Origin of the sequence: Mesorhizobium calcicola (genome assembly GCF_042682105.1) — a bacterium.
Taxonomy (GTDB): Bacteria; Pseudomonadota; Alphaproteobacteria; order Rhizobiales; family Rhizobiaceae; genus Mesorhizobium; species Mesorhizobium calcicola.
Genome location: NZ_JBHUGY010000037.1, coordinates 119151 through 143109, shown reverse-complemented (window position 1 = coordinate 143109; position 23959 = coordinate 119151). Strand labels below are relative to the sequence as shown.

The window sequence follows — 23959 nt, the reverse complement described above, 5'->3', positions numbered from 1 at the left end:
TCTTCGGCGGCATAGGCCTCATGCTTGTGGCGTTGCCGATCTAGGGAAATCAACATCAATCGAATGGATGCGGCCTGTGTACCTGTCAGCGCGGCTGGCCGGTCACGGCAATGAAGCGGCGGTCGCGCCCCTCGAAGCCTTGGCTGAAGCGCTGCACCAGAACAACAATCACGGCCGGTTTGCCGGCGGGGGTGAATTTGTAGGATTCCGACAGGCTGTAGGAAGTCGGGCAGTTCCTCGACCCCGGCACGGCCTTGTCCTCGTGCAGGACCTTGAACGGCTTGCCGTCCTGTCCCTGCAGCGTCAGACGAAAACCAAGCGCCTTGCCGGTCTTGTCGCCTTGCTGCGTCTCGTCGAAACTTGCCGAGCAATCCGTGTTGCTGTTGGCCAGTATCTGGTCGAGCTGGATGGTCGAGATGCCAAGCTCGTCATAGATCGGCGAAAGCCATTTCTGCGACACCTGTTCGAGGCGGGAAATGTCGTTGTAGGCAACCGTCTCATCGGGAAAGGTGAACTTGTCGGAAGCCGTCTGCTCGCCGCGCGACGCGATGGCATATTTGGCAAGGATGGGCGCCGCCTTCGCCGCGGCCTGTGCCCTCGCCTGCTCCAGGGTCAGCGTCGCCTCCTCGGACTCGTCGACAATGAGGATCGGCTTGCCGCCGACAAATTCATCGGTACGGGTGTCGATGATGTCGATCTCAGAATAGCCGGACGCTGAAGCACCGGCATCGAGCTGGCCATATTGCTCGAAGGCGAAATAGTTCCCGTCGGGCGAAAAGCCGATGATGCGCCGTGCCGCAGCATCGCCGGCCTGAGCGGCGGACGCGACTGTCAACGACAGCGCCGCCAGCACGGCCGCTCCAATCCGATGTCGCAATTTCATCGCAGCTTGCCCCCAAGCGCCCGGTCGGTGCCGGTCGCACAATGGCGCGCATTTGCGGCCAAGGTTAGAGCGCGCTATCTGGAGGATAGAAAATTGTTCCTGGGGAGATGTCCGATGGCTTCACGCTATCACGAGGTCTATGACGGCTGGAAACGCGATCCGGAAAAGTTCTGGGCGGAGGCGGCCGAGGCCATCGACTGGTATTCGCCCTACGACAAGGTGTTCGATGCCGATGCCGGTGTCTATGGCCGCTGGTTTGCCGGCGCCACCTGCAACACCTGCTACAATGCCGTCGACCGCCACGTCGCGGGCGGACGCGCCGACCAGGTCGCCCTGATCCACGACAGCGCCATCACCGGAACGATCAAGAAATTCACCTATGCCGAGCTGAAGCGCGAGGTGGTCGCGCTGACCTCGGTGCTGAAGAACCGCGGCATTCGCAAGGGCGACCGCGTCATCATCTACATGCCGATGGTGGCCGAGGCCGCATTCGCCATGCTGGCCTGCGCGCGCATCGGAGCGGTGCATTCGGTGGTCTTCGGCGGCTTTGCCTCGCATGAGCTTGCCACCCGCATTGACGACGCCAAGCCGAAGCTGATCATTTCCGCCTCCTGCGGCCTGGAGCCGGGTCGCGTCGTCGCCTACAAGCCGCTGCTCGACAAGGCGATCGAGATTTCCCGCCACAAGCCGGATGCCTGCCTGATCCTGCAGCGCGACCAGTTGCGCTGCGAGCTGAGGGAGTATTTCGACATCGACTATGCCGACGCCGTCGCTCGTGAGCGGGCAGCCGGCGCCAATGTCGACTGCGTTCCGGTGCTCGCCACCGACCCGCTCTACATCATCTACACATCGGGCACGACCGGCCAGCCCAAGGGCATCGTGCGCGACAATGGCGGCCACATGGTCGCGCTGAAATGGACGATGGAAAACGAGTTCGGCGTCAAGCCGGGCGAGGTGTTCTGGGCCGCCTCCGATGTCGGCTGGGTGGTCGGCCATTCCTATATCGTCTACGGGCCGCTGCTGCATGGCTGCACCAGCGTGCTGTTCGAAGGCAAGCCGATCGGCACCCCCGATGCCGGCACCTACTGGCGCGTGATCTCAGAGCACGGCGTCGTCGCGCTGTTCACCGCGCCGACGGCGTTTCGGGCCATCAAGGGGCAGGATCCGAAGGGCGAGTTCATTCCGAAATACGACCTGTCGAAATTCCGCACGCTGTTCCTCGCCGGCGAGCGCGCCGATCCGGAAACCATCAAATGGGCGGAGCAGAAGCTGAACGTGCCGGTGGTCGACCACTGGTGGCAGACCGAGACCGGCTCGCCGATGACGATCAATCCCGCCGGATTGGGGCTCTTGCCGGTGAAATACGGCTCGCCCGGCGTACCGATGCCCGGCTACGACATCCGCGTGCTTGACGATGCCGGCCACGAAGTGCCGCGCGGCACGCTGGGCAATGTGGTGGTCAAGCTGCCGCTGCCGGCCGGCTGCCTGCCGACGCTGTGGAACGCCGACCAACGGTTCCGCCAAGCCTATCTCGACGAGTTTCCCGGCTTCTACAAGACGGCGGATGCCGGCATGGTCGACGAAGACGGCTATCTCTACGTCATGGCCCGCACAGACGACATCATCAATGTCGCCGGCCATCGGTTGTCGACCGGCGCCATGGAGGAGGTGCTTGCCGCCCATCCCGATGTGGCCGAATGCGCCGTCATCGGCATCGCCGATGCGATGAAGGGCCAGGTGCCGCTTGGCTTCGTGGTGCTGAATGCCGGCGTTTCACGCGAAACCGGTGTCATCGAGAGCGAAGTGGTCGGCCTGGTGCGCGAGCGCATCGGCCCGGTCGCCGCCTTCAAGACAGTGGTGACGATCAAGCGCCTGCCCAAGACACGCTCAGGCAAGATCCTGCGCGGCACCATGCAGAAGATCGCCGACAAGGAAGAATGGACGATGCCGGCGACCATCGACGACCCGGTCATTCTCGACGAGATCACCGCCGCCCTGAAGGAGCGCGGGATCGCGGTTTAGCCTGTAGCAATTCCTTCGGATGGATGCTGGTTCGCGAAGGCTGCGCTGCCCTTCTCCTGTGCACAGCGGGGAGAAGGGTTGCGCCAAACCTGACTGATTTGCTGCACCGCAGCCAATCTTTTGTTGTGCAATGCAGCAATGCGCCCTACAGTCCCTGGCGGGGGGCCATCGACAGGGGTCGCATGGCTCAGCAGAAGAAAATCACATTTGGCGGCGTCGATATCCTGCGGTTCCTCGCCGCCGTCATGGTCATGGTCTACCATTATGGCTTCTGGGTGTGGGCGTTCCCGGACGGCGTTTCGGCACGCGCCACGGGCGGGATCCCCGCGCAGCCGGCGATAGGCGCCTGGGTCGAATCCGGCTGGGTCGGCGTCCAGATCTTCTTCGTCATCAGCGGCTTCGTCATCGCCTTCAGCGCCGAGACATCGACGCCGCTGCGGTTTTTCGAGGCAAGGTTGAAACGACTGGCGCCGGCGGTCTGGATCTGCGCGCCCATCACCGCGGTCGTGCTTTTGATCGTCGGCCTCAGCTGGCCGACCGACGCCGTCACCAGGCTGGTTCGCACCGGCCTGTTCGTTCCCTACGCACCCTGGGTGGACAGCGTCTACTGGACGCTCGGCATCGAAATCGCCTTCTATGCCGTGGTCTGGACCTTGCTTCGGCTTGGCCGCTTCCATCGGATGGAATTGGTGGCCATCGCCATCGGGCTGGTCAGCACGCTTTTCTGGTGCCTCTATTACCCGCTCGGCTGGACCGACCTTGCCGAGACACGCACGCTCGACCTCTTGTTGGTGCATCACGGCGTTTTCTTCGCGATCGGCGTCATGCTGTGGCTGATGCGCTTCAAGGCGGTGACGACCGCTCGCCTTGCCTTCTGCGCCCTGTTCCTGGGCGGCGGCGTGCTGCAGATCGCCAGTTCGGTCGACGTTCACATCCTGAAGGTCGGGCAACAGATGCCGTTCGCGCCGCCGATCCTCATCTTCCTCGCCGGGGTCGGACTGATGGCGTGGTCGCTTCGGCTCGACCTCTCCTGGAGCGGCTGGCGCCGGATCGGGCTGATGACCTATCCGCTCTACCTCCTGCATGACGTCGTCGGCGCGGCCCTGCTCGGTGTCCTGGTCCGCGCGGGTCTGCCGCATCTCTCCTCGATGGTGGTCGTCGGCGCGACAATGATCGCGGCAAGCTGGCTGGTGGCGACCGAGGCCGAGCCACGCATCCGGCGGCTGCTCGACCACACCGTTTTCCGCTATCGGCTCAAGGCCGCGTAGCAGCGACCTCGCCGATCTCTCGGTCCAATGGATCAGACTCGTGCATGGCCGTGTCACCGAGCCTGGAGCAGGTGGACGCGCAAGCGACGAGCTCTTGCCAATCGTGTCCCTTGGCAGCAATCTCGGCTCAAAGAGCCGCTCATCGGGTGGATGTCGGCTTGATGGGATTTTGCCATGACCCGCGATCAGATGCTCGCCCACCTCCGATCCGCCGATGCCGTCGCGCGCGAGGCGGCGGCGCATGGGCATCATCCGTTCGGTTGCGTGCTGGTCGGGCCGGACGATCGCGTGCTGATGCGGCAGGGCAATCTCGACACGGTGCGCCATGCCGAGACCGAGCTCGCCCGGCGTGCCGCAGCGGCCTACGAGCCGGAGTTCCTGTGGCAATGCACGCTGGTCTCGACCGGTGAGCCCTGCGCGATGTGCACCGGAACGCTCTACTGGGCGAATATCGGCCGTCTGGTCTACGGCTTCGAGGAGGCCAAGCTCCTGGCGCTGACCGGGAACCACGCGGAGAATCCGACGATGAGCCTCTCTTCGCGCACCGTACTCGCCTCCGGCCAGAAAAAGATCGAGGTCTTTGGGCCCTTCCCCGAAATCGCGGACGAGCTGATCGCACCGCACCGCGATTTCTGGAAGCGCTGACGCGGTTGTCTCCAGAACGGGCGTCGCGCGGTCCAGGCGCGATCCTTCGCACGACGGTGAGGTGACAACGTCACATCAAGGCGCGCCGACTAAACCCGTCTCAACGCGATGCGCTTTGGAACGGACCTGCCTGGACAACGGCCGATATCAGACCGTTGCCTTCGCCCGCACGTCCGACTTTTCCAGATAGTAGGTCGAGTATTTGTCGAAGAATTTCTCGGAGGCGCCGAACGATCCGTATTTGGCCAGCTTTTTCAGATCGACCTTGTTCAGCACCGCCCCGATGATCTTGTTGGCGACATAGGGTTCGGATTCCAGCATCGACCTCACCATCGCGCGGGGCGTGCGCCCCCATTCGGTGACGAGCACAAAACCGTCGACCAGCGGCGCGAAAGCCTTGGCGTCGACCACGGGTCCGAGCGGCGGCAGATCGACGACGATGTATTCGAACGTCTCCTTGGCATTTTCGATGAAACGCCGCATCCCGGCCGAGGAGAGAAGTTCGCTGGTGTGCGAGAAGTGGCCGCGCAACACGGCCGGGATGATTGCCAGCTTCGTCTGCCGGTCGATCTTGCCGACGGACTGCCAGGTCTGGCCGTTGACCACCGCTTCCATCAAGCCTTGCTCGGTCTCCATGCCAAGGCCGCGGCTGAGGCCGGGGTTGCGCAGGTCGCCGTCGATCAGCAGCGTCTTGGCGCCATTGGCGGCAAGCAATCCCGCAAGATTTGCCGCGACGGTCGACTTGCCCTCGCCGGGAAGCACCGAAATGATGCCGATGACGCGGCTGCCTTGCCCTTCCATCACGACGTCGAAGGCGATCTTGGCGCTGCGCAGCGTTTCGGAGAACATCGACGCAGGCGAATCGATGCTCACCCGCATGCGCGCCCGCTTTTCGGCTGAAGATAGCGATTTGGCGGTCTTGGCATCCACCTGGGTCTCACCCGGCTTGTCTTCCTTGCCGAGCTTGCCGCCGATCGCCGGCAGATAGCCGAGGAATTTCAGGCCGACACGGTCGCGCACGTCCTCGCCGGTCCTGAAGAACCGTTCGTTGAATTCATTCAGGCCGCCGAAGCCGGCGCCCATCAGCATGCCAAGCACCAGCGAAAGGCCAAGCACGATGATCGTGCGTGGACTTGACGCGGCCATCGGCATCGAGGCGTCCGAGATGATACGGATCTTGCCGACCGGGAAGGATTGCTGCTGCGCGGCTTCCTCGTAACGGCCGAGGAATGTCTGATAGAGCGTGGTGAGCGCCGTCGCCTGCTGATCGAGTTCACGCAGCTTGACTTGCGTCTGGTTGTCGACGGAACTCTTGCCTTGCGCGGCCGCGACATTGGCCCTGAGCGCGGTCTCGCGTGCCTGCGCCACTTCATATTCGTTGCGATAGCTTTCCGTCAGCTGCTTCAATTCGCCGAAAATCTGCGTCGATATGTCGGCCTTCTCCTTGGCAAGCGCCACCGCCTGCGGATGCTGGGCGCCGAAATTCGCCTCGACGTCCTGCAGCCGCTTGGAGACCGTGAGGTAGCGGGTCTTGAGCGCCGCGATGACCGAGCTGCTCGGCTGGTCGCTTGATATGGCGGCATCATTGAACGCGTTGTCGGAGCCGCTTTCGACAATCGCCTTATACTGCTGGTAGCGGGCACTGGCGCGTGCGGTGTCTGCCTGCGCGACGATGAGCTGGGCGTTGAGGTCGGAGAGCTGCTTGTCGCTCATCAGCTGACCATCGCTGTTGGCGGCCAAGCCATGTTCGGCCCTGAATTTCTCGACCGCGAGCGATGCCGCCTGCGAGCTCTCGCGCAATTCCGTCAACCGGCCCTGCAGCCAGACCGCCGCCCGCTCGGTGGCGTCGAAGCTGGCATCGAGCTGATCGGCGAGATAGGCATCGGCGTAGGCTTTGGTGATCGCCTTGGCCAGGGCCGGATCCGTCGACTGATAGCCGAGGGCGATGACGTAGCTTCGCCCGGTGCGCTCCGCCCGCACCTCGTTCTGCAGCTTGAGGATCGCGTAGTCGCGGCGCGACGTGGCGATGAGCGCATCGCGGGTCGCGGGGTCGAGCTTGCTGATGTCACCAACGCCCGGCATGGCAGGGCTGGGGCGAACATACTGGATCAGGCTGCGGACCAGACCGATACCCTTCGCCAGAGCCGATACTGGCGGATTCATGAACGCATCGTTCTGGTCGAGCTTCAGCTTGTCGACGACCACGGCGGCAAGCCGCGTCGAGGTCAGGATTTCGATCTGGCTCAGGATGGCGGAATCGGTCTGCATGGTTGTCGATGCCGCCGAGATGTCATCGACGATCTTGTTCAAGCCCTCGTCGATCAGCACGCTTGAGACCGACTGATATTGGGGCGGCGTGGTCTGCAGATAGAGCATGCCTAGAAAGAGACCGATGACGGCGCACACGGCAACCACCTTGGCCTGCCGCGAAGCCATGCCAAGCAGCCGCTCGATATCGATGAAGTCTTCGCCGTCTCCTGCGTCCGAATTCGGCAATGGCATCCTCTTGTCGAGAGGAAAGTTGGCATAATTCATCTTCGGTCCAATTCTAGAGCCTGTTCCATCCCGATGATCGGGATGGGGTTCTATCTCTTTGTTTGAGCATGACCTTTTCCGAAAACCGGTAGCCACTTTTCGGGATCATGCTGCCCAGTGTTTGAGCATGATCTTTTCCGAAAACCGGTAGCCACTTTTCGGGATCATGCCTTGGCTTGCAGGCGCGGCGGCTTGCAGGCGCAGCGAAGATCGGGAGCATTGCGCAACACAATGCAAACTTTGTGCCAGACAGCGCGGGAGCTATCGCCCCGCGCCGTCAGCCATCTGAAAATGCTCCCGAAACATGGGCATTATGCGGCTTCTTCCTGGCGTTCATGCGACCGGACGAACTCCTGAAGCATCTCGAAGATCGGGCCCTTCATGTCGTCGCGTGCCAGCGCGAAGGCGATGTTGGCCTGGATGAACCCTTCCTTCGAACCGCAGTCGAACATGCGACCCTTGAAAGGTTGGGCGAAGAACGCTTGATCCCGCGACAGCCGGACCATGGCGTCCGTCAACTGGATCTCGTTGCCGGCGCCGCGCTGCTGATTGCCCAGAAGCGCGAAAATCTCGGGCTGCAGGATGTAGCGGCCGTTGATGTAGAAGTTCGACGGCGCGTTGGCCGGTGCCGGCTTTTCGACCATGGCCGTCACCTCGAAGCCGCCGCCGATATCGGCGCCACGGCCAACGATGCCGTATTTGTTGGTCTCGGTCGGATCGCAGCGCTCGACGGCGATCACGTTGCCGCCGGTTTCAGCGTAGAGGTCGACGATCTCGGCCAGGCAGCCGCGCCCACCGAACGACACCATGTCCGGCAGCAGCAAGGCGAAGGGCTCGTTGCCGATGACTTCGCGCGCGCACCAGACGGCATGGCCCAGGCCTTGCGGCGATTGCTGGCGGATGAAACTGGTGGCGCCGGCTACCGGCAGCAGGCTTTCCAGCGACTGCAATTGCGCCTTCTTGCCGGTCTGCTCCAGGGTTCCGATCAGTTCCGGATGGAGGTCGAAATAGTCCTCGATCACCGCCTTGTTGCGGCCGGTCACGAACACGATGTGCTCGATGCCCGCCTCGAAGGCCTCATCCACCGCATATTGCACGACAGGCCTGTCGACGACGGGAAGCATTTCCTTCGGCATCGACTTGGTCGCCGGCAGGAACCGTGTTCCAAGCCCCGCCACCGGTATTACGGCCTTCCTGATTTTCTTCATCGCAAATTCCTTCTGAGGAGATCGACTTCAGTCCATTCGCAGGCCACGAAAACCCCTCCATGCGCCTGCATCTTCACCTCCCCACCCCAACGGCAAACTGTGCCGCCATTCTTCGCAACCGCACGGCTATCGGCATGCCCATATGCCTGACCGCCGCCGGGTCGCTGAGCGCCGTCCGGATCGCCTTGAGCGGGGACCGCGCCTTGATGTGCTGAACCATCGACAGGAACGATGCGGCCTTGCGCAGGCTGCGGCCGCGCCGGGCGAACGCGACTTGCGCGGCCTCGTCCATCGAATGGGTTTGAGCGAACACAGCATCTGCCTTGCGCATCGCTTCGACGTGATGAAGCTCGAGCACGCGGGAGATGGAGCCGCTGCGGATATGGTAGGCATAGCCGATCGTCGGCTCGACGACGCATTTGCCGCCCTTGGCCAAAGCATTGGCCAACAGGATGTAGTCTTCGCCGATGATCAGTTTTTCATCGTAGCGAAGCCCGTTTTCGTCCAGGAACGCGCGCAGGAAGATCGGCTTGAGATAGCCGAGATTGAACTTCGATTCGAAAACGACGTTGCCGGCGATGTAGCTGGCCAGCGAGATTTCGCTCAAATCCTCCAGATAGCGCGTCGGGAACATCGCGTCCTCGACGACACCGTCCTCGCGAATGACCTGCAAATTGTCGACGGCGATCTCGGCGCCGGCCTTTTCGGCGCGAGCGATCATGGTGGCGAGGCGGTCGGGAAAAACGGCGTCGTCGGAATCGAGAACCGCGATCCATCTGCCGCGGGCGGCATCGAGCCCGGCATTCCTGGCGCCGCCAGGACCGCGATTGCTGGCCAGGGCCACGACGCGAACGACATCGGGCGGATAGGCCCGCGCCACGTCGAGCGTCGCGTCGCGCGACTTGTCGTCGACGACGACGATTTCGACGCTGACGTTTTTCTGCGCAATCGCGCTTGCGATCGCCCGGTCGAGGGTCGCATCGGAATTGTAGGCGGCGATGACAAAGCTGACGTCAGGCTGCACGCTTGCTCCCTTCCTGCGGCGAAGGCTGGCCGTAGAGGCGGATTTCGCGGATGCCGACGAGGCCACTGACGACACCGACATGCATAATGCCGCGCAGCACGCTGCGGTTCCTTCGAACCGGACTGATGACGACCGGAAGCGCCGAGGCGAAGCAATAGATGGCCTTTGCCGACGCCAGGCCGACCTGCTTGACCAGGCCGATGCCGCGCGCGTCGCGCCCCAGAAGATGCCCATGCGTCTGCCCGACGCGGAAGCGGCGGCGGCCGAGCCAGTCGAAGGCCGCCCTTGAGCGCGGCACCACCTCGTCGACCCAGGCCTCGGGCGAAAAGGCGATGCGGCCGCCCGCTTTGTGCATCTGGTCGAAGAACTCGGTGTCCTCGCCGCCCGTCTGGCCGCGCGCCAAGCTGAAGCGGCGGCCACGCAGGCTGTCCGATCCCATCCGGAGCAGGACGTTGCAGGTGTAGCCGGTATTTATCTCGCCGCGCACCCAGACGGGCAAGGTCGAATGGAAGTCGCCACGGCGCATCCAGTCCGGCGCATCCGGACGATAGCGCGCCCTGACCGGGCCGAGCACGGCGGCCGCACCGCTCGATTGCGCCATCGCGACCAGCTCGGCGAGCCAGCGGGGCGTGGCCGTCTCGTCATCGTCGATGAAAGCGACGAAATCCGCGGCGCTGGCGTCGAGGCAAGCGTTGCGGGCGATCGAAATGTTGCGCGCCGGGCAATGCTGATAGCGGATCGGCACCGTCAATTCCCGCGACAGCGCCGTCACCAGGTCCCGGGCTGTCGGCGTATCGTCATTGTCGGCGACGATGATGCTGATATCGAACCCCGCCGGCATCTCCATGGCGTCGAGCGAGCGCAGCGTGTCGGCCAGTTCCGGCCGCCGGAACGTGCAGACGCCGATGTCGATGGTGAGGTTCCTGGTTTGCACCGCCATCACGCCACCCCGCGCCGCGACCCGAGGCCGAGGAGTTGCAGCCAGAAGCCGACAGACCAGCCAAGATGCATGACCATCGCCGAGACGCCGGCAAGCGCGATGTCGGCATTGCGCTGGCGGATGGCCGTCCACAGGCCATAGCCCAGGCAAACCGACGCCCACAGCACCAGCGGCACCGCCGCCAGCCAGTGCACGAATGAAAAGGCCGCCAGCAGCACGACCGGAAACACCAGGAGCGGCACCATCTGCCGGACTTTCGGGATGACGCGATGCTTCAGCACATTCTTGGCCCGGCCGCGGCCATAGCCGAGATACTGGAAATAGAGGCCGCTGAGCGAGGCGCGCGGATAATAGACCATCTGCGTTTTGCCGCTCATCCAGATCTTGTAGCCGGCTTGTCTCAGCCTGTAGTCGAGCTCGGCATCCTCGTTGTGGCTGAACGTCTCGTCATAGCCGCCGACAGCCCCGAACGCCGATATCCGCATCAGCGCATGATGACCGTGGTCGATCCACTGTCCGGCGGAGAGGTGCCGGTGCCTGGAGCCGCCGGTGCCGAGTTTGGAATTCTGTGCCGCCGCGGCGGCCTTCTGCACGGTGCCGCTGCCGCTGGTCAGCATCGAAACGACAACCGAATCGGCTCCGGTGGCCAATGCCTCCTCGACCAGCCGGTCACAATAGTCGTCAGGATAGCCGCCATGCGCATCGATGCGGATGAGATAGTCGGCACCCTCGCCGAAGGTGCCGACGGCGAGGTTGATCGCCGCACTCTGGATGCGCCGCTTGTTGTGGAGCAGGATAACGCGCGAATCCCTGCCCGCGATGTCCTCGACGATGGCCAGCGTGCCGTCGGTACTGCCGCCGTCGGCGACGATGATCCTGCCGCCAAGCCTTGCCGCGGCGGGGCGCAGTTGATCGAGCAGCGCACCGATATGCGCGGCTTCGTTCAGGCATGGGATAACGATCAGGCTGGATGAAGGTTTTTCAGTCTGCGTCATCAGCCTCTGTCCATCTTGCCTCTGTCCATCTCTGGCCATCCTATGCCAATGCCTCGGCTGCAAACGAACCGGGTATGGCGGTCAGGCCGCGCAGCCGCTCGACAAGCGCCCGGCAATCGCTGCTATCGTAGCTCCACGTCCCCGGGTTGCGGGCCAGAACACGCGCCTTCAGCCTGGCGAAACGATGTTGGTCCATCTTGCCAAGCGTGGCTTCGAGCGCCGCGGGCGAAGCTTCGGCCAAGAGAATGCCGATATCCTGCTGGCTGAGGAACCGTCCGGTTTCGGTGTTGCCCATCGAGATCGGCACCGCGCCGAAGCGGCAGCCTTCGTAGAGGCGGTTAGGCAGTAGCCATTCGGAGTTCTGTCCCGCTTCGAAGAAATCGATCGCCCAGGAAAAATGAACTTCGCCGTAGATCGCCGCCATGTCCTCGGGATTGCGATACGGTCCGCCAAACGACAGCCATGGCTCGGATTCGACGAAAGCATGGAAATCCGGGAATTCGGACAAAGCGGGACGGCCGCGCAGCACGATCTCGAAGCGTCCCTCCATCCGGCGGGAGAAATCGGCCAGCAGTTCGAGCGAGCGGCGGCAGCGCAGCGCGCCGAACCAGCCGATCCGCCATGGCGGCCCGATTGGGCTCTCAATCGCCTCAGGATCGCCAGGCGCCTCAGACCCACCGGGCAAAATCGCGGCTGCCTCGAAATACTTGTTCTCGACCAGCTCGATCGGCGCCGCGACCTGGCCGAACGGCTTGAAATAATTGGCGATGAAGGCGGGCGAGCTGGTCACCAGCAGCTGCACGTCCCTAGCCAGAAAGCGTTCGGTGGCGCGCAGCGCCTTGCCCAGGACATCGTTGCGAAGCACAAGGCGATGAATGTCGAGGCACTCGTAGACGATCGGCACCGTGGCGCCGAACGCCGACTTGGCGCGGCCGGCAAGCGCCAGCATTTCCAGATTGCGCGCGACGATGAGATCGGGCCTTGGCATATCGCCGAGCTTCGCGCCGATCGAAACCGCCGCCTTGGCGATCGCGGCGAGCCGCTGGCCGAATCGCCCGTCGCGCGTCGCGCCAAGGTCGATCGGCCGCAATCCCTCGATATCCGCAATCGGATTCGTGGTGCGACGGAAGCCGGCCAAGGTGACCTGGGCCCCACCTGCCTTGAGCATTATGATCCGCCGGCGCACGGCCGGGTCGGAAACGTCGTGCACAAGGTACAAGACATGCAGCATGAAAACTCGACCGCTGTTGGCCCACCCAAGGGAAGCCTAGTACAGCTCTTGCTGCATCGCAACATTTTTGGCACGACGATCCACGTTTTCTGTTGCACTGCAAAATTATTGCCGTAGTTTGTCGTTGGCGGCGGTAGTGGATTTTCGGGCTCGGAAATCCGCGCAAAAATCAGGAATCCTGAATTTGGAAGCCAATGCATTCGATCCGCCGGAAGGCTCCCTGCGCAAATCGGTCGGGCGCGGCGCGGTTGTCACGGCCATGGCGCAATCGGTGCGGGTCGCGACGCAGATCATATCCGTCATCGTGCTGTCGCGGCTGCTGTCGCCGCAGGATTTCGGCGTCGTGGCGATGTGCGCGCCGGTGCTGGCCTTCATCGCGCTGTTCCAGGATTTCGGCCTGACCCAGGCGACGATCCAGAAAAGCGGCATCCGGAACGAGGAGGTGAATTATCTCTTCTGGATCAATGTGGCCGTCAGCGCGATCCTGGCCTGCGTGCTTGCGGGCGCCGCGCCGCTGGTCGCCGCCTTCTACGGCGAGCCGCGCGTGGCCGGTCTGGTGGCCGCGTTCGGGCTGCAGATCATGGCCTATGGGCTCGGCGCGCAGCATCTGGCGCTATTGACGCGCCGCATGCAATTCGGCCGGCTGGCCGTCATCGACGTCGCCAGCGCCATTGCGGGGCTTGCCGTATCGATCGCCTGGACCTTCATCGACCGCTCCTATTGGGCGCTGTTTGCCGGCACGCTGACCGGCGCGGTGTTGCCGACGCTCTGCTATTGGGCAAGCTCGCGCTGGCGGCCGGGCCTGCCGCGCAAGGTCGCTGGAATCAGCGAATTGATCAATTTCGGCGCCGGCATCACCGGCTTCAACTTCGCCAACTTCTTTGCCCGCAACCTCGACAATGTGCTGATCGGCAAATACTGGGGCGAGGCCCAGCTCGGCCTCTATGACCGCGCCTACAAGCTGCTTTTGTTTCCGCTGAGCCAGATTACCAACCCCTTGTCGAAGGTCATGGTTCCGGCGCTGTCCAGGCTGAAGGACGAGCCGGACCGCTACCGCAGCGCCTATCTGCGCGTCATGCCGCTGATCCTGCTGGTGGCGCTTCCCGGTGTCGCCTTCGCCACCGCGATGTCGGACGTGCTGATCCCGTTCGTGCTCGGCGAGCAATGGCGCGCCAGCGCCAGCATCTTCCTGGCGCTCGGCTTTGCCGGACTGCTGCAGCCGCTCAACAATCCGGCGGGATGGCTTTTCGTCAGCCAGGGCCGCTCCGGCGATTTCATGCGCTGGGGCATCATCACGGCGGTGACGTCGGTGCTGGCCTTCGTGCTCGGCCTGCCCTATGGCGCGCTGGGCGTGGCGATTGCCTATGCGATCAGCGAGTATCTGAGGACGCCATTCCTGTGGCTCTATGTCGGCAAGAGCGGGCCGCTGCAGGCGCACCATGTGCTGCGCGCGGCCGCGCCGTTCGTGCTTGGCGCCCATCTGGCGCTGGCCGCCATCTGGTTCATCAAGCCGATGCTGCCGCAGCACCATGTCATCGGCCTGGCCAGCGGCGCCATTCTCGCTTACCTGATCACCATCGTCATCGCGTTGGCATTCGCATCCGGCCGCGAAGCCCTGCGCGAGGCTTTGAAGATGCTGCCGGCAAGGCAGCCCGCGGCAACACCACGCGAGGCGCAGTAATTTCTCGCGACCTCGACAGGTACGGACATTCACCCCAGGACCAGGTCTGACCCATGCACTACCGATCGATTTCCGACATGAATGACGCCATCGTCAGGGGCCTGCACAGGCTGCCGCGCGACATCGACCTGGTCGTCGGCGTTCCCAGGAGCGGCGTGCTCGCGGCAACGCTGGTGAGCCTGTCGGCGAACATTCCGATGACCGATCTGGACAGCTTTCTGGCCGGCCGGATCTATACCTCCGGCATCACCAAGCGCCGGGCGGCACTCGACCGCAAGGTCTCCGAGATGCGCAAGGTGCTGGTGATCGACGACAGCGTCGCCGGCGGCAACGCCATGCGTGACGCGCGCGCCCGTATCCAGGCTGCCGGCATCGAGGCCGACTTCACCTTTGCGGCCGTGTTCGGCCTGCAGCCGCAGCATCAGGAAACCGACCTCGTCTTCGAGGTCGTGCCGCATCCGCGCATGTTCCAGTGGAATTTCATGCATCACAAATTCCTGGCGCAATGCTGCGTCGACATTGACGGCGTGCTGTGCCTGGATCCTACGGAAGCAGAAAACGACGACGGCCCGGCCTACGAGAAATTCCTCAGCGAGGCGCGGCCTCTCCATGCCCCCACCCACAAGATCGGCTGGCTCGTCACCAGCCGGCTGGAGAAGTACCGTGCGCTGACCGAGGCGTGGCTCGACAAGATCGGGATCAAATACGACCAGCTGATCATGCTCGATCTACCTAGCAAGGCGGAACGGCAGCGGCTTGGCGCGCATGGCAGTTTCAAGGCGGATTTCTATCGCAAATCCAATGCCATCCTGTTCATCGAAAGCGAGCACGAGCAGGCGCTGAAGATCACCGAACTGTCCGGCAAGCCGGTGCTGTGCGTCGAAACGCATATGGTCAGCTTTCCCGACGCGCTGTCGCTGCCGGCACTTGGCCAGGCAGCCCGCAACCTGCCGGCGAGGCTGAGGCAGATCAATTCACAGGCGGGCCGCAAGAGCGCCGCCAAGGTCCTGGCCCGCGCCCTGCTTGGCGCGCGCGGTTACGACACGCTGAAGAGCCGGGTCAAACGCCTGGCCTGATCCGCGGCCCCGGAGCGCCGGTTAGATAGAGCGGTTCGCCGTTTCACGGAAACGGTGAGCCGCACTATCTCTTCGTTTCACAATCTTCCTCGAACCGCTCTAAGCGGCCACCCGCGCGCGCTGCTGTATCGCCCTGTCCAATATCGAGAAGAAGGTGATGAACTGGCGATCGGGATCGAGTTCCGGGCGTCCGGCGAAGCCGCGCGCGAGGCCTGAGAGCCGGTCATATTCCTGGTTGTCGTTCCACAGCCGCCTGACGGCCGCGACCCAGTCGGCAAGCGGCGCGTCATAGTCGAGCACCACGCCACCCGGGCCGATCGCTTCGGGCAGTCCACCACGCCGCGAGCCGACAACCGGGATTGCGCTGCAATGGGCCTCCGACGCGACGCGGCCCCAGGCCTCTTCCCACTTGCTGGGAGCAAGCAGGATCTTGGTGCGGCCATAGACCGTCTTCATGTCGCTGGTGCGGTTCTCCAGCACGACATTGCCCAAAGGTGCGATCGTCTGTTCGATCCGCGCCCGATGCTCGTCCTCCAGCTTCCAGCTTTCGACGAACAGGAACGGGATTTCACGGCACGCGCCGGCGATGCGCACCGCGAGCTCAAAACCCTTTTCCTCATAGGGATTGATCAGCGTGACAAACTGGCCCGTCGTCGGCGTGCTGTAATGCGCCGGATTGATGGTCGGCGGAATCACCGTCGCCTCGATGTCGAACTCTCGCTTGTAGGTGCGCGCGGTGAACTCGGAATTCGCGATGTAAAGCGCTGAATGCAGCTCGCGCAGGTCGCCGCCCAGTTCATGGAATTCGACATTGCGGAGATAGACGACCAAAGGCACGCCCTCTGCCTGCAGCGCCTTGCCGATCGGAACCGACTTGTGACACTGGACCACGGCCACATCCGGCTTCTGCCTGTCGACGGCAAAGGTCGCCGCTTCCCAGGGAAACCAGGCCCGCACCACCGGATAGCCGGGATAGCAGTCGACAACCGCCGGCTGCCGCAACAGCTTCATCTTGGCGCGCGCCTTGAAGCCGAAGACACCATCGCCGAACAGAGCGGCGAGCACCGCGGCTTCATGCCCATGTTCGATCAGCTGTTCGGCCAGATGGTGCGTGCTCGACTGGACGCCGCCGCTGAACTCGGGCGGATAGCCGTTGCCACCTGCAAAAAGGACTTTCATGGGATCGGGCTCCTTGTCGCAACTCGTATTTCGTTGCGAGGCCACCGGCGGCGCCTCGCTTTCGACGTCAGGCAAGCTTCGGCGGCTCCAGATTGGCAAAGGGATTGGTGCAGGATTGCCAGCCGGTAAACCGGATCGGGTCGTTCGGCGAACTGCGCCAAGCGTAGTCCGTCAGCATATGGAATTCGGCGATGACCCAGCGGTCGAAATTCACCAGATTTTCCCGTTTCTCCTGGGGCAGCAGGCGGCGCACGGCGCCCAATTTGAGCTCCTCGACCAGAGTGACGGCGTCGCTAAGCTTCTCGCTGGGAAATATCCACGGGTTCCGATTGCGGAATTCCAGCACGAACTGCTGCAGATGCTCGATGCGGATGTTCAGCCTGCCGAGGTATTTCTCGAGGGTGACGCGCACCAGGTCCTCATCGGAAAACGAGCTGACGGCGGCAAAGGCGACGCCCGTCGACACCACCCCACCGGCCACGATGGCTAAGGCCGAGCGTCTGGAAACTTCGATCATCCGATGCCCTCCTCTCACGCCATGCGGCTCGCCGCCCTCAGGGAGAGGGCCGCGGCGGTCAGGCTCGGGTTGGCGCAGGAGCAGCTCGGATAGGTGCTGGTGCCGACGACAACCAGGTTTCTCAACTGGTGATGGATCATGTCGCTGTCGATGACCGAATCGGCCGGGCCGGTTCCCATCCTCAGCGTGCCCTGGACGTGCGATTCGGTTGGCCGGATGCCACGATCGAAGAGCTTTTCGACCGGCAGCGGGGCCAAAAGATCCGGCAATTTCTCCAGCGCGCGCGCCATGCCCTTGACCGCGTAGTCCGACGGCGCCTTGAAGCTGACGAAGGCGTTCTCGTCCTCGTCGAGGGTGACGAAATTTTCGTGGTCGAGCAGGTTTTCGGTGACCACGACGAGCGGCAGCGCCTGGCGCAGCCGCCCCTTTTCCGCACGCATTCCATGCTGCCAGCGGTTCTCGAAATAGACCAGTGCCGCCGCATGCTCCGATCGGTGCGGACCGTCATAGAGGCCGAAGTTCAGGCCGGTGGTGATGGTGCTGCCGTCGAAATTGTCGACCCCGTCGAGATAGACCTCGAAGTTCCAACCGTAGGATTCGTGCAGGCCGCGGCCGACAAATTCGCCGCCCAGGCCGGATCGCAGCATGATCGCCGCGCTCTGGATGGCGTTGGCGCCGAGAATGAAAAGGTCGCCGCTGACCTGATATTCCTTGCCGTCACGCATGAAAGTGACCGAGCGGACGGTGCCGCCGACGTGATCGAGCCGCCGCACCTCCGCACCGAGGCAAACCGAAACGTCGGGATGCTCGAAGACATGCATCAGCCCGTTGTTGACCGTGAATTTGGCGTCGACGGGACACAGCCAGCAGCGCAGATTGGCACAGCACGAGGTGCGCTGCGCGGTCGGCACACGCGCCCGCGCCGTCGGCATGACGAAATGCTGGCCGGGCTGCGCCGCCTTCATCAGCCGGTCCGGCGTCGACATGCGATGCGGGGGTTGCGGAAACGGCTTCGAGCGCGGCAGCATCGCCGCCATGTCGGGATCGCCCGAGATCGACATGATGTCTTCGGCGTCGCAGTAGAACGGCTCGACGTCGTCATAGCTGATCGGCCAGTCGTTGCCGATGCCGTAGGTGCTTTTCAGCCTGAAGTCATTGGGATGGAACCTTGGCGTCTGCGCGAACCAGCAATTGGTGCCGCCACCCAGTCCGATAGTGTAATTCCACGGCTTGTCGGAATTGGTCTTGTAGGTCGTCTCGTCGTCGATATCGGTGTTGGCGTTCTGCGCGAGCTGCCATTCATGGGTGTTGTGGCGGCCCCATTCGAGCACCAGCACGCGTGCCTTTCGGCGCTTGGCGAACTCATGCAGGAAGAAGGCCGAACCGAAGCCGGAACCGATCGCGACGACATCGAAATGATCCCTGGTGATTTGCTCGGGCTTTACGTCCAGCACCATCAGCCACAACTCCTTTCCGCGCCGGGCGCGCCCGCCAGAACCTGCCTCCGGCTCTTCGCTCCCGGCCTCACGCCGCCATTCTGCCGATCGAGTGATATTCGATGCCGTGACGGGCAATGACCTTGGGGTCATACAGGTTGCGGCCATCGAAGATGATCGGCGTGGTCAGCGCATCTTTCATCGCGTCGAAGGACGGCGCGCGGAAACTCTTCCATTCGGTGGCGATCAGCAGCGCGTCGGCGCCGCGCAGGGCCGCTTCCTTTGTGCCACACAACAACAGGTCGTCGCGCAGCCCGTAGATGGCCTGGCATTCCTGCATCGCTTCGGGGTCATAGGCCTGCACATTGGCGCCGGCGTTCCACAGCGCCTCCATCAGCGTGCGTGCCGGCGCCTCGCGCATGTCGTCGGTGTTGGGCTTGAAGGCCAGCCCCCACAGCGCAAAGGTCTTGCCCTTGAGATTGCCCTTGAAATAGCGGTTCACCTTGTCGAACAGCACGGATTTCTGCTCGTTGTTGCGCTCCTCGACGGCGCGCAGCAGCTTGGCGTCGAACTTGACGCCTTCGGCGGTCTTGATCAGGGCGCGCACATCCTTGGGGAAGCACGACCCGCCGTAGCCAAGACCCGGATAGATGAAGTGGTAGCCGATGCGCGGATCGCTGCCGATGCCCTTGCGGACCTCCTCGATGTCGGCTCCAAGCTGCTCGGCCAGGTTGGCCATCTCGTTCATGAAGCTGATCTTGGTCGCCAGCATGCAATTGGCCGCGTATTTGGTGAATTCGGCGCTGCGCACGTCCATCACGATCATCTTCTCGTGGTTGCGGTTGAACGGCGCATAGAGCTCGCGCATCACCGCCTCGGTGCCCTCGCTGTCGGTGCCGACGATGATGCGGTCGGGCTTCATGCAATCGGCCACCGCGGAACCCTCCTTGAGGAACTCCGGATTCGAGGCGACGTCGAAGGTCAGGTCCTCGCGCCCTCTTTTCTTCAGTGTTTCGGCGATCCTGGCCTTTACCTTTTCGCAGGTGCCGACCGGCACGGTCGACTTGCCGACGACGATCTTGGGGGTGTCCATCTCGCGGCCGATGGTCTCGGCGACAGCCAGCACATATTTGAGATCGGCCGAGCCATCCTCGCCCGGCGGCGTGCCGACCGCGATCATCTGGATTTCGCCATGCCTAACCGCGGCCGCAGCATCGGTGGTGAACTTGATGCGGCCGGCGGCGTGGTTCTCCTTGACGAGGCTTTCGAGCCCCGGCTCGAAGATCGGCACGAAGCCCTGGTTGAGCCGTTCGACCCTGCTGGCGTCGATGTCGACACACACCACCTGGTGCCCGACTTCGGCAAGCACCGCCGCCTGCACGAGACCGACATAACCAATTCCAAAGACCGTCAAATTCATTCGGTTTCATTCCCATGCAAGGCGGCGGACGGCTTTCGGTCCGGCCAGTTCAAATCGACTTTCCCAACTACTTTATGCTGCATGCCAGCGATTCCGGAAACTGACAGGGCTCGCCCAAGGCCGTGAACGCCACGCGATCGATCTGCAATGTGAGCTTGCGGCCTGGATCCGCGAACGCCCCCATCCAGCCGGTCATCGTGTCGCTGCCCCAAAGGCTGAAGAATATCTTCTGGGCATGGGTTGGCAATTTCGCCGGATCGGTGATGGTGTTGACCAGCTGGCCGTTGACGTACCAGCGCAAGCTGTCCTTCTCCCAGACGAAGGCGTAGTCGTTGAAGGCCTTATCGGTGCCGCCGGCCACGTCGACCAGCTTCTCATTCTTGCCCTTGCCGGCGATATAGGCGTTGACCTGCACCTTGGAGGTGTCCTTGGTCAGGATTTCGAAGTCGATCTCATCCCAGGGCTGCTTGTCGGTGGGACCGATATAGGAGAAGAAAGCCGCATTGATGCCGGAGCCGGTGTCGGTCTTCATCCGCGCCTCATAGGTGCCGTAGCCGAAGCGCTGCTTGGTCTGGATCTCGCCGCAGGTGTAGTCGCGATCCTTCAGCTTCTGCTTTTCGAAGCCGAGCGACAGCACGCCGTCGGAAAGCTCGACCAGGCCTTTCGACCAGGTGCAATTTTGATGACTGCCGTTCGACCAGCCGTCGGAAACATACCAGCGTGCACGATCGAAGCTGGTGAAATCATCGACGAATGATGGCGACGTCGGAATGTCCTGGGCGTGGGCGGGAGCCGTCAACACGCTCCCAAGAGCGGCCAGCAGCAACGCGCCGATGGAACTCAACCGCTTCAGGCCGGCTTGCCTGGCCTGGCGCGTGAACGACGTTCGGCCGGTTGCGATGGTGGACATAGTTCTCGGATCCGAATTCATACCAAACTCACCTTTGTGCTGTGCATCCCCAACCCAAAGTCGACGTTCGAACCACTCCTGAACGGGCCAACCTTGACCTCCTGCTTGACCCTCCCCGTATCCTTGTCCTGCCTCGCACCAAGTCTGTTGCAACAATTCCGAACCTTCACGTTCAACCTCTGCCAGCGCCCGCCGGTCGGGCGAATTCGGCAGCGCTGGCCGAATCGGAAGGTGCATTTTCGTCGAAGACCTTATCCAGCGAATGACGGAGCTCTTTCATCATGCCGTTCTGGCGCGACAGTTCCGCGATGCGGCGTTCGCAATTCAGGATCGACTTGGTCAGTTCGCTGACTTCCGACGACCGACGGTCGGAGGCGGAGCCGTTCTCCATCGCCTCGACCAGAAAAGCGGCGTTGGTCGCCTTCGTCCTATAGCGATTCTCCAACCCGGCCCTCTCGGCCTCGATCTCGACCGCGATCTGCTCAAACAGCTTTGCCAGCCGATCGAGGCGTGAACCATCGGTCTGCCGGTCGCGGGCCGGATCCCTTGATCTGAAACCGAATATCGAGGCCATCACCTTAGATTCCCGTCATCGCCGGCCGGTGGGCCGGGCTTCTGGCCGGTCCCCGCAGCTGGGGCTCAAAAACTCATGTTGCATTGTCCTGCTTCTCTGAGAGAGACACATCAGACCAATCCGATCGGGGCCGGTTCGGTTGGTCGTCCAATTTGCTGCACCGCAACATAGACTGCCATCGTCGGAGCCGCGAGGCAACCACCCAGTTCGTAAACTCATAAATCCGACCGAAATGGTTTGCGCGATGGGCCGGCGGGCAAGCCGGACGAAGCGGACAGTTTCACCGCTCCTTGCCGGTGCTGGTGCCGGCCATCAAAAAACGCAGCGGCGGCACGTGCTTGTGCCTGGACACCAAGCCGATGCGGCGAAACAGCGCCGCGAGCTTGTCGGAAGCCACGCCCTGGACGATGGGGACAAGATTGGATTGGCTGGCGAAGGCATAGGCCGCAGCCGATGCCAGCCCGCGCTCTGCCTTGACGTCGAGGAAATTGCGCAGCCGGTACTTGTCGCGCACGTGCCGCTCGTGCCGCCGCAGCACCGCTTTCGACCCTTCCGGCAGGCTGTCGATCGCCAGCAGCGCCAGATCCGCATCGGCCAGACGCTTCAGGTCCTGCGTCTTGTGGCGGCCGCTGAGAGAATCAGCGCGGACGATGGCGCCGTAGCCGCACGAGCGGATGACCTTGAACCGCGCCCCGCGGGCGACCGCGCGGGCGTAGAGCTCATAGTCCTCGCCCAGCCGCAAGCTCTCGTCGTAGCGCAATCCATGGCGGTCGAGGAAGGCACGGCTGATCACCGGCTTGAGGAAGCCCAACTCGCCCCTTTGCACGCGGCGCCTGGAGATATTACCCTCGACGAAGCGCTCGAAATCGAGGAATTCCGGATCCGCGGCAAATTGCGGGGCGACGATTTTCGTCGCGTCATCAGTCGCATCATCCCTGATCAGCATGATGTTGTCGGCCGCGAAATCCCAGTCGGCGCCGGCAAACAGGTTGCGAAACCGGCCTTCGAGAAAAAAATCGTCGGCGTCGAGAATGCTGATGAACGGCGATTTCGAGCCGGCGATCGCGGCGTTGCGGGCGAAGGAGGGGCCGCAATTGACGTCGAGCCGCACCACCGCAAGCCGGCCGCTGCCGTCGTCGGCGGATCGCGCGACCGTCGCGGTGTCGTCGGTGGAGGCGTCGTCGACGACGACGACTTCCGCGACTTCCGGTTCGCGCAACGCGGACGCGATGGCGACGGCGATTGTCGCCGCCGCGTTTTTGGCCGCGATGATCACGCAGACTTGGGAATTCGTCATCGACATGGGTTTGCCTCTCGTACAGGTGATATCGATTTGCCCTCGCCCCGTACCCGTTCGATGCCCGGTCTATTTTCCATCAGCACCCGATCTGTTTCCATCAGCCCCGACCTTGAGGACAAAGGTCGCGACCTTGTTCAGCATGGCGATGTCAGCGACATTGCATAGGAACCATCTGGCAAGGCCATTTAGTGCACAGTCTCCGAAAAAGCGATTTGCGCGACGCGTATGCTGCAACCGCGAACAAGCATCACCAAAAACCTTGATGCCGTAAAGCCTTTCCTTTTGCAGTGCGGAATTTTACAACCGGAGCGTTTATCGGCATCGTCTAAAGGCGGCGAAAACCGCGGTTGAAATGCCGCCCCCGCAGTGCGTTTCGCTGCCACCGCCTTCGGCCACCAGCGCGCTCGACTGGCAGAACCAGTCACTGATCGCTAGGTCGATCGACGGATTGCGCGGCACGATGACGATCCTGACCATTGCGCACCGGTCGTCGATGATCGCCTTCGCCGACTGGGTGGTGGCGATGGAAAACGGCCGTGCCATCGAAGTCGGGCAATATCAGCGGCTGAAGGAAAAAGCCGGAAGCCGATTGTCGAGGATGCCGTCGGGCGAACAGTCCGAAAGGGACGCGACGTGGCCTGAGGCTCGGGCGCCTTCGGCTCTAGTGCAGGCTGCGCCTGGCGCCCAGCTTCTCGCCTTCGTTCACCTCGGGCGCACTCAGCTTTCTTTCGGCGTCGCGAACCCTGTCGGCCGGCGTCGGCGCGCTCCTGGCGATCATCGCGTAGACGAGCGCGAAGTAACCCGCCTGAATGATGACGGCGCAGATGATGACGCGGACCAGCGTCGTGCCTATCGACGCGCCGCCCAACCAGGACCAACCAACGACGATAGCCAAAGCGAATATCATCCCGATGATGAATTTTGGAAGTGCCATACCCAACAGCCCATAAACCGGCTCGGGTATATTTAACGATTGCCCCACCCGAGCGCCGTCCCTTGTCATGCGGGCTTGTTAAGGTCGCCCGCTCTCGGCCGGTTGCTTCCGGCCTTTTCTACCTGTCGCCACTCTGACAGATATAATTTGCAATTCTATTAAGCCGAGCAGTAGGCGGCAA

At 62.9% G+C, this 23959-nt stretch carries 20 protein-coding genes; 6 read left to right on the top strand and 14 right to left on the bottom strand.

The genetic code is table 11. The features are described 5' to 3' along the window. Window positions 1-85: 85 nt before the first annotated feature. A complete protein-coding gene (locus ACFSQT_RS24930; protein WP_379023109.1) occupies window positions 86-883 on the bottom strand; it encodes a DUF2259 domain-containing protein in 798 nt (265 codons plus the stop codon). Window positions 884-997: 114 nt separating this feature from the next. Here ACFSQT_RS24930 and ACFSQT_RS24925 point away from each other — a divergent pair, with 114 nt between their 5' ends. From ACFSQT_RS24925 to ACFSQT_RS24915, 3 genes are all read left to right on the top strand, one after another. Next, entirely contained in the window at window positions 998-2905 is a 1908-nt protein-coding gene (locus ACFSQT_RS24925; RefSeq protein ID WP_379023107.1) for a propionyl-CoA synthetase, read from the top strand. A gap of 182 nt (window positions 2906-3087) precedes the next feature. Then, a complete protein-coding gene (locus ACFSQT_RS24920; RefSeq protein ID WP_379023105.1) occupies window positions 3088-4173 on the top strand; it encodes an acyltransferase family protein in 1086 nt (361 codons plus the stop codon). 174 nt (window positions 4174-4347) lie between these two features. Then, window positions 4348-4818, top strand: a complete 471-nt coding sequence (locus ACFSQT_RS24915) for a nucleoside deaminase (protein WP_379023103.1) — start codon at window positions 4348-4350, stop codon at window positions 4816-4818. Window positions 4819-4965: 147 nt separating this feature from the next. Here ACFSQT_RS24915 and ACFSQT_RS24910 read toward each other — a convergent pair whose 3' ends face one another. From ACFSQT_RS24910 to ACFSQT_RS24885, 6 genes are all read right to left on the bottom strand, one after another. Next, window positions 4966-7353 (bottom strand): polysaccharide biosynthesis tyrosine autokinase, encoded by a 2388-nt coding sequence (locus ACFSQT_RS24910; protein ID WP_379023101.1) that lies wholly within the window; start codon window positions 7351-7353, stop codon window positions 4966-4968. Window positions 7354-7664: 311 nt separating this feature from the next. Next, complete coding sequence (locus tag ACFSQT_RS24905) at window positions 7665-8561, bottom strand: UTP--glucose-1-phosphate uridylyltransferase (RefSeq protein ID WP_379023099.1); 897 nt, start codon at window positions 8559-8561, stop codon at window positions 7665-7667. A 73-nt stretch (window positions 8562-8634) separates the two neighbouring features. Continuing rightward, entirely contained in the window at window positions 8635-9585 is a 951-nt protein-coding gene (locus tag ACFSQT_RS24900) for a glycosyltransferase family 2 protein (RefSeq protein WP_379023097.1), read from the bottom strand. Then, window positions 9575-10525, bottom strand: a complete 951-nt coding sequence (locus ACFSQT_RS24895; protein ID WP_379023095.1) for a glycosyltransferase family 2 protein — start codon at window positions 10523-10525, stop codon at window positions 9575-9577. The genes ACFSQT_RS24900 and ACFSQT_RS24895 overlap by 11 nt, the downstream gene beginning before the upstream one ends. Further along, window positions 10525-11520 carry a glycosyltransferase family 2 protein gene (locus ACFSQT_RS24890; RefSeq protein WP_379023093.1) on the bottom strand — a complete coding sequence of 332 codons (996 nt, stop codon included), beginning with the start codon at window positions 11518-11520 and terminating at the stop codon, window positions 10525-10527. The genes ACFSQT_RS24895 and ACFSQT_RS24890 overlap by 1 nt, the downstream gene beginning before the upstream one ends. Before the next feature lie 40 nt (window positions 11521-11560). Continuing rightward, window positions 11561-12751 (bottom strand): glycosyltransferase family protein, encoded by a 1191-nt coding sequence (locus tag ACFSQT_RS24885; protein WP_379023091.1) that lies wholly within the window; start codon window positions 12749-12751, stop codon window positions 11561-11563. Window positions 12752-12935: 184 nt separating this feature from the next. Between ACFSQT_RS24885 and ACFSQT_RS24880 the strand changes: the two genes are divergently transcribed. Together ACFSQT_RS24880 and ACFSQT_RS24875 are read left to right on the top strand one after the other, a co-directional pair. Next, window positions 12936-14432 carry a lipopolysaccharide biosynthesis protein gene (locus ACFSQT_RS24880; protein WP_379023089.1) on the top strand — a complete coding sequence of 499 codons (1497 nt, stop codon included), beginning with the start codon at window positions 12936-12938 and terminating at the stop codon, window positions 14430-14432. Between the two features lie 53 nt (window positions 14433-14485). Then, the gene (locus tag ACFSQT_RS24875; protein WP_379023087.1) at window positions 14486-15508 is read left to right on the top strand and encodes a phosphoribosyltransferase; all 1023 of its coding nucleotides are present in this window, start codon (window positions 14486-14488) and stop codon (window positions 15506-15508) included. Between the two features lie 99 nt (window positions 15509-15607). Here the strand turns inward: ACFSQT_RS24875 and ACFSQT_RS24870 are convergent, their stop codons facing one another. The 7 genes from ACFSQT_RS24870 to ACFSQT_RS24840 form a co-directional block, all read right to left on the bottom strand. Further along, a complete protein-coding gene (locus ACFSQT_RS24870) occupies window positions 15608-16687 on the bottom strand; it encodes a glycosyltransferase (RefSeq protein ID WP_379023085.1) in 1080 nt (359 codons plus the stop codon). Between the two features lie 67 nt (window positions 16688-16754). Continuing rightward, complete coding sequence (locus tag ACFSQT_RS24865) at window positions 16755-17204, bottom strand: hypothetical protein (RefSeq protein WP_379023083.1); 450 nt, start codon at window positions 17202-17204, stop codon at window positions 16755-16757. Window positions 17205-17218: 14 nt separating this feature from the next. Further along, window positions 17219-18661, bottom strand: coding sequence for a GMC oxidoreductase (locus ACFSQT_RS24860; RefSeq protein ID WP_379023081.1), 1443 nt, complete (start codon window positions 18659-18661; stop codon window positions 17219-17221). 67 nt (window positions 18662-18728) lie between these two features. Continuing rightward, window positions 18729-20060, bottom strand: coding sequence for a UDP-glucose dehydrogenase family protein (locus ACFSQT_RS24855; protein ID WP_379023079.1), 1332 nt, complete (start codon window positions 20058-20060; stop codon window positions 18729-18731). A 67-nt stretch (window positions 20061-20127) separates the two neighbouring features. After that, complete coding sequence (exoK, locus tag ACFSQT_RS24850) at window positions 20128-20991, bottom strand: endo-1,3-1,4-beta-glycanase ExoK (RefSeq protein WP_379023077.1); 864 nt, start codon at window positions 20989-20991, stop codon at window positions 20128-20130. Between the two features lie 151 nt (window positions 20992-21142). Continuing rightward, complete coding sequence (locus ACFSQT_RS24845) at window positions 21143-21544, bottom strand: hypothetical protein (RefSeq protein WP_379023075.1); 402 nt, start codon at window positions 21542-21544, stop codon at window positions 21143-21145. Between the two features lie 280 nt (window positions 21545-21824). Continuing rightward, window positions 21825-22847, bottom strand: coding sequence for a glycosyltransferase family 2 protein (locus tag ACFSQT_RS24840; RefSeq protein WP_379023073.1), 1023 nt, complete (start codon window positions 22845-22847; stop codon window positions 21825-21827). 457 nt (window positions 22848-23304) lie between these two features. Here ACFSQT_RS24840 and ACFSQT_RS24835 point away from each other — a divergent pair, with 457 nt between their 5' ends. Continuing rightward, window positions 23305-23814, top strand: a complete 510-nt coding sequence (locus tag ACFSQT_RS24835; RefSeq protein ID WP_379023071.1) for a hypothetical protein — start codon at window positions 23305-23307, stop codon at window positions 23812-23814. Window positions 23815-23959 lie beyond the last annotated feature (145 nt).